The organism is Luteibacter sp. P4_E6 (assembly GCF_056401535.1).
This window is the reverse complement of sequence record NZ_JBFUJE010000224.1, coordinates 1-6367: the sequence shown is the minus strand read 5'-3', so window position 1 is coordinate 6367 and position 6367 is coordinate 1. Positions and strand designations below refer to the sequence as shown.

5 protein-coding genes and 1 pseudogene are annotated in these 6367 nt (G+C 59.7%); 1 reads left to right on the top strand and 5 read right to left on the bottom strand.

Translation table 11 applies throughout. The features are described 5' to 3' along the window. A pseudogene (locus tag AC1DT2_RS13705) lies at nt 1-338 on the top strand (threonine synthase); the annotation flags it as partial. A gap of 7 nt (nt 339-345) precedes the next feature. Here AC1DT2_RS13705 and AC1DT2_RS13700 read toward each other — a convergent pair. The 5 genes from AC1DT2_RS13700 to AC1DT2_RS13680 all read right to left on the bottom strand — a co-directional run. Further along, entirely contained in the window at nt 346-789 is a 444-nt protein-coding gene (locus AC1DT2_RS13700; RefSeq protein ID WP_477296867.1) for a hypothetical protein, read from the bottom strand. A 389-nt stretch (nt 790-1178) separates the two neighbouring features. Continuing rightward, on the bottom strand, nt 1179-1520 hold the full coding sequence (locus tag AC1DT2_RS13695; RefSeq protein ID WP_477296865.1) for a hypothetical protein: 342 nt from the start codon (nt 1518-1520) through the stop codon (nt 1179-1181). An 88-nt stretch (nt 1521-1608) separates the two neighbouring features. Continuing rightward, on the bottom strand, nt 1609-4344 hold the full coding sequence (locus AC1DT2_RS13690; protein WP_477296863.1) for an RHS repeat-associated core domain-containing protein: 2736 nt from the start codon (nt 4342-4344) through the stop codon (nt 1609-1611). 13 nt (nt 4345-4357) lie between these two features. Continuing rightward, entirely contained in the window at nt 4358-5872 is a 1515-nt protein-coding gene (locus AC1DT2_RS13685) for a DUF6531 domain-containing protein (protein WP_477296861.1), read from the bottom strand. A 282-nt stretch (nt 5873-6154) separates the two neighbouring features. Further along, nucleotides 6155-6367, bottom strand: a 213-nt coding sequence (locus AC1DT2_RS13680; RefSeq protein WP_477296859.1) for a hypothetical protein, incomplete at its 5' end; no start/stop codon positions are given.

Sequence of the window (6367 nt, the reverse complement as noted above, 5' to 3'; positions counted from 1 at the left end):
ACGATAATGCGCGTCGCAGCGGTCACGCCGAGGGCGTCGATGATGCGGAGATTCGCGATGTCATTCTTCGCCATGCAGCTTGCGACGGTGAGATATTTTGCCCGCACACGGCGACGGCGATCCGGGTGTTCGAACGTCGCCGTCTCGCCAGCGACGCTCGAACATGGACGGTTGCAGCCACGRCACATCCCGCCAAGTTCGATACCGTGGTTGAGCCGCTTATCGGGCGGACGGTGCACGTTCCCGACGCTTTAGGGGCCATGCTCGCGCGAGAAGCGACGGCTCAGCCGCTAGCCGCAGACGGACGGATGTTCGCTGAATGGCTGAGGGGCTGGTAGTTAACCTTTAGCTCAGTCGCTCGCCGTCAACGGCTACGGTGATCCGTAGGTCCGGCGCGGGATCCATGCCAATCGCTTCCTCGAAATACTTGATACTTCCTTTGTATTCGATTGAGAAAAGTCGACCCGATACGCACCAGACACTGGCGCTGACGGAAGACCCTAACGATGGCAGTGATATCTGAACGGTAGCTACGACAAACTCTTCTTGGTTTTGGAACCGAGGGAGTGCATTCCCGGAGCCGCGTAGCGGATCGCGCATATAGAAATCGACTTCGATGCCGTCCGGCAGGCGCTGGACGAGGTAAATCGCCTTTACCTGTCCCTGCCAGATGGTCGATGCCTGGACGGGCAGCTTCCGCTCGACGGCATCGAGGATGGTTCGCTCCAACGATGTAAGGTGCAACCTGCGCTTGAAAAATCTGGCGGCCATTCCGGTCAATGCTCGCACAAACCATCTCCTCCGAAGCCCAGGCTGGCGCCGCCCCATCCTGCACCCACTGCCGCACCGTGGAAGTCATGGTTAGCGTCCTTCGTGACACGAATCGGCGACTGTGTAGGAGGCGGGTTCTAGGAGCTACTTGCCATATCTCTCCGCCACGGCTCGACCGATCAGTAGGAACACTGCCGCGGCGACCAGAAATATCGGCCCACTCATCTCACGCTGTAGCGGGCCCTGAAAAAATCCGACAGGCGCCACGAAGGCCATGAATATCCAAACTTTCTTCATTTCTGGGACCTGCATAGATCGGCACTGGCGCAGAAGAAATCATTTCTGCGCCCTCATTAATTTTAAAATGACGTCGTGGCGACGGCCGACCAGTGGGCGACCCCGTTAACTCACCGAGTTAGGTCACCAGGGAGGTGAGCCTCTAGAAACTCTAGAAACTCGTTCCCATCGTTGAACGAGGATATGTTCAAGCGAACTTCGAAGTCCGAACCTCCAAGTCGATAGAGGAGATTCCGTTGCGTAACCGTGTCTACGTTTCCCCAGGCCAGACGTTTCTTCACGAAGAAACGCCTGCCGTGCACCACTCTCAGCTGTTCGACGCCCTGTTGATCCATGACCACGAAAAAGTCTTCAATGACGGTGATAAGGAATCGAATAACGAAGATCATAAGTAGTGCACCGACGCCAAAGTGCACCGCGGAGAAGCCGCCCGCCAGGCTCACCAAAATCAAGACAAGTGAAATGCATCCTATAGCGCATATTACGCAACCCTGAGCTAGCACCATTATCCGATTCGGCTTAATTGAGTCTTTCATAAGATCAGTGCTGGCAGCCGCAGTCAGATGGTGCGCTTGACGGCATGGGAGCGCTGGAAGCCACGCCTCCGCCCTGCCCGCGCATTAGAGAAATGACGCCCGTGTTCAGACGCACGTTTGCGGCGTTGTTACTTCTAGCGATCATGCTGCTGCTAGCCGCGGTACTCCTCGTCCCCCAACGGACGACTCTTCCAGCTGCTCCTCCGATGAATCCGCCCGCAGCGCCTGTACCGGCTGCCCAAGCAACTCCGCTCGGGTCTGCGATATCTCCGCCATTAGCAGCATAAACACCCACGTTGCTGGCCGCCCCCAGAGCGGCGACACCGCCAACTCCCGCCGCGGCCGAGACCACTGGCAAACCAAGTCCGGCAAGACCCCCTCCAACTGCCGATACGCCTAGTTCGCGCCAATTGAAGTCCTTGCACCAATCACTCTTGTACATACCGTACACTTGAGCCGCGGTGTCACCAATCGCTGCTCCGATCAAGCCGATGGCGGCAGTAACGACGGGGAGAGGGATCTCGCCCGTCGAGTCGACGTACGACAAAGGCGAACCATTTGCATACAAGTATGGATTGATCCCGCCCGCCAAGCCGCTCGGATCGGCTTGAATATACCGACCCGCACTGGCGTCATAGTCACGAAAGTAATTGTAGTAAAGACCCGTTGCAGCGTCGTAATGTTGCCCCGGAAAGCGCATGTCGAAGACGAAACGCGTTCCGTCGGAGTCAGGATCCTCGTCAGGCACTGCTGTGCCAAACGGATCGTCACTGGGCTGCCACCGCCATACGGTCGCTTTGCGCGTCGGATCGATCACAGCACGAGGCGACCCCAAGTGGTCCGGCTCAACGTAAAGCAACTTGCCGTTATCGACGAGCCCGACAAGATAGTCATTCATCCAGACGGCCTGCCGCGTGACGTTGCCCGCGCTGTCGTAGTCGGCGAGCCAGCGTCCGTCCTCGTCGTACAGCACAAGCCTAACCTTAACGCCGGTCGCCTCAGTGCGCATGATTCGCTGGTCCGCTGCGTCGTAGCCATAGCTGACCAGCGGGCGTCCCTGCTCGCTCACCGACTCCAATCGACCCGCCGCATCCTGAGCGAGCGTGGCATCACCTATCGCAATAGTGTTCCCCGCCGCGTCGTAGCGACGCATCTTTCCATCCGCGGTCACCAGGCGATGGCTTGCCGGTTCGTATAGATAGTTCTGCTTGACGCCACCGCTTGTCACGGACGTCCGGTCACCCGTGGTGTTGTACTCGAAGGTACGCAACATATTGCCCGTGCTGGGTTGTGCAACGGACTTCAGATGTCCGAGTCCGTCGTATCCAAAGTCGAACGCATAGGCGCGCGCCATCTGCGAGGAAATCTCTCCGCCAGGGGTGTAGTTCAGCGCATACAACTGGTAATCTGGGCCACCCCAGGCGGTCACGCGGCCGCTGTCATCACGCGTGACCGTTAGCTCGGTGCCATTGCCATAGCGCCAGCTCTCGATGAGATCGAAGGGCCGGTACGCAACATAAGTAATCACGTCTGCCTTCGCCGCACCTTGGGGCTCGACACTGATACCCGCCACCGAGCCATCGGCGTCATAACGATAGATCGTTCGCGCACCTCCATCGACTGCGACTTCCTGCAAGCGGCCAGCCAGCGAGTAGCGGTACGCCACCGCCTTCGTCGTTGCAGCCCATGCCTGAATTTTTCGCGCGATATTCCCAGTTGCGTCGTAGCAGAACGCCGTCTTGCTGCCCGACTGCAACATCGCCGACAGGCGGCCGACGCCATGTCTTTCGCCCGCGGGGCACGTCGGGTCGGGAATGTCATAGGTAAAATGGGTTTCGAGCTTCGCATCGCTGTAGCGGACGACGGTCGAGCGACCCAAGCCATCGCGGGTGACCTCATAGCTACCGACGCCRCCGGCGCCTTCGTGGTGGGCGAGGAATCCAGCCACGTCATATTCATCGACGGACTCACCACTGTCGGGGCTATCGACCGCTCCAACATCGCCCAGGCCAGTGGTCAGGTAATGCGTCGTGAGGCCCTTGGGATCCTCAATCGATGCTAGCTGATCGAGAGGATCGTACGAAGCCGTGGTACTGGCACTCAGACCGCCAGCATCCCTAACGGATTCACGCAGACGCCCGAGCGCGTCGTAGCTCGCGGTGGTTTTACGTCCGTCGGCGTCCGTCGTGCCCGTTGGGCGGCCGAGTTCGTCATACGTGTAACGCGTCACTGAATTGTTTGCGCTGGTCTCGGTCTCGACGCGGCCCAGGGCATCGAAGGTGCGTTTGATCTGGGTCTTGAGGAACATGCTGTCGTAGCCGGTCTCACCGATTCGATTGCCCGCTGCGTCGAGTTCGAAGCGCATACGATGATTCGACGGGTTCGCTATCTGGATTAGGCGGCCCGCCTTGTCGTATTCGAAGCGCAATGTGACGCCGTCCGCGTCAGTAATCGATGCGACGTCGCCTCGCGGCGTATAGCTCATGGACGTTTTGGCGGTGACGTTGCCCGGCCGCAGCTCTTCCACATCGGTTAATCGGCCGCGCTTGTCATAGGTGTAGGTGTAGACGATGCCCTGCGGATCGCGGCGAGACCGTACGCGTCCCGTCGCATCCTGGGTAAGGATCTCCTCGGTGTGACCGAGCGCATTCTCCGATTTCCACAGGTCGCCTTTGCGGTAATCGCATGGGCCATTGTTCGCGCAGTTCGATGCATCCGCAGATCGGTAGGTATGGCGCATGAGCGCCCCGACCTTACTCGTGTCTGCGCGGACCCTCCTCCAATGCGAGCCGGCCTGCCGTGTCGTACGTCATCCGCCAGCTTCGGCTCAACGTAAGCGCCGATCCTGACTGTGTCGGATCGATAGCGCCCCATTCCTCGCGACCCGTCAGGTTGCCTGCCGCGTCGTATGTAAAGCGTTCCTCGCGTCCCGGCCACGTGATGCGGACCGGTAAATCCATAGTCGGATGCCAGGTCGTGGCAATCTTGCGGGCCACCGGGGTGCCCGCCGCTTCAGTGCGTTCTGTCTCATTGCCGTGGGTGTCGTAGCGGTACTCGGTGGCATGGCCATCGAAGCCCGTCCGGCGCGACACCGTACCATCGGTGTTGTAGTTGATCTTAGAGTTTGCCGCCCCGCAGCCGGCTCCGCCGGGCTGGTCGACGCCGACTAGGCGACGCGAGCCGCGGACTTCGGCGTAACGATAACGGTGCACTGCCTTCGTGGGACCAGTGACGGCGACACTCCCGTCGGCCTCGCGGGATAGCTGAACGGCATCGACGCCGAACGCATGCTCACTGCGGACCGCGCGGCCCTCGCTGTCGTACCAGAAGCTTGCGAACAGTTCGCCTGACTCATCGACGATGCCCGTAAGCGCATGCGGYCGGCTGACKCCACCGACATAGCCCTGGGCGTTGTAGATGTAACGATGCGAGGTGCCGTCGGCGTACGTGGCCGTGGCGGGATCAGCCTTGTGGCCACTGTCCGCCGCCTCGTCGTACGTGTATTGCACCGCAACCCCCGCGCCATCGGTGACCGAAGCAATCCGCCCCTCCACGTCATAGGTAACGGAAAGCTTTCGACCCTGTAAGTCGGCGACCTCTACAAGAGCATCCGTGTATCTAAGGCTCACGAATCGGGTAGTCCCCGCACCGATCGACATAAGTCGCCCGCCCGCGTCGTATTCCTCGGCGTCCGCACCGGCAGACGGCCGGTAAATCCAGCCATCTCCATTCGGGACGAGCTCGCCGCGCGGGTCTACCTCGCTTTGATATCGCCCATTGACGTCGATAAAATCAACCTTCTCTCCGGTATGGCGCTGGATGCGGACACGCTTGCCTTCCACACCTGCCACGACGCTGAGCGAACGGTCGTAGGTTGCGCGCCAGCGACTGCCAAGCGAGCCCGTGGCAGGCAAGGTCCGCTTACGCAACCGTCCTTCTTTGTCGTCGCTCACAATGCCGCTGTTATAGAAGCGATGCCACGATAGTGGCGAGCCGTAAGTCGCGGCGACATCGACGATTTCCTGATACTTGTTGCCGTGGCCGACGTTGATGGGGTTTCCCACGCCCGGACGAGTCTCGCAGTCACCGGGACCAAGATCCGACTGATATCGCTCCACGCCGGGTTCGGACGGGTCAACCGCGGGGCCCTGCGCGTCCGGCGAGAACGCGTTTCGAGAGCCGGCACTGGGCAAGCCATACGAGTTCGCCGTTGTCACGGGTAACAACAAGGCGAGCGCATACAGCGCCCCTCGCGCAATCCTTCGCATATATCTATCCATTGGGTAAGTGAGGGCGCGGAGTTTACGTAGGCGTACTTACCGCGTCTGTCATCCCAGTGTGATGGACATCACAAATTTTGTCATTTTCGAATATTCTCAATGGGTTGTGTTGAGAATCTGGGACAAAAGGGTGATCGCTTTCTTGGAGCGTGTCGTGCCGCCATCGCCGATGAATCGGCTCCTACAGAAAGCGGACTCTTGGATTGCATACCACTTTGTTGGGGCTGCGCAGCGGCGGCCTTTGCGGGGGAAACCACCGCTCGCGGACATCTAGCCGTCCAAATGTCCTAGGAAACAAGTTTCAAGAGAAAGTGTTGACACACGTCGACGAACTGACTTACGTTCGGTGACATGACGCAGCGCACCACCACTGGCCGCTTTGCCCTGAACCGCCTCCCGGCGGCAGTAGGCAAGCTGCGTCTCGGCGGCGGCCTCCTTCTTATTAACCTTGTACTTATTACCTGCGGAGGTGCGGGCTAAGGG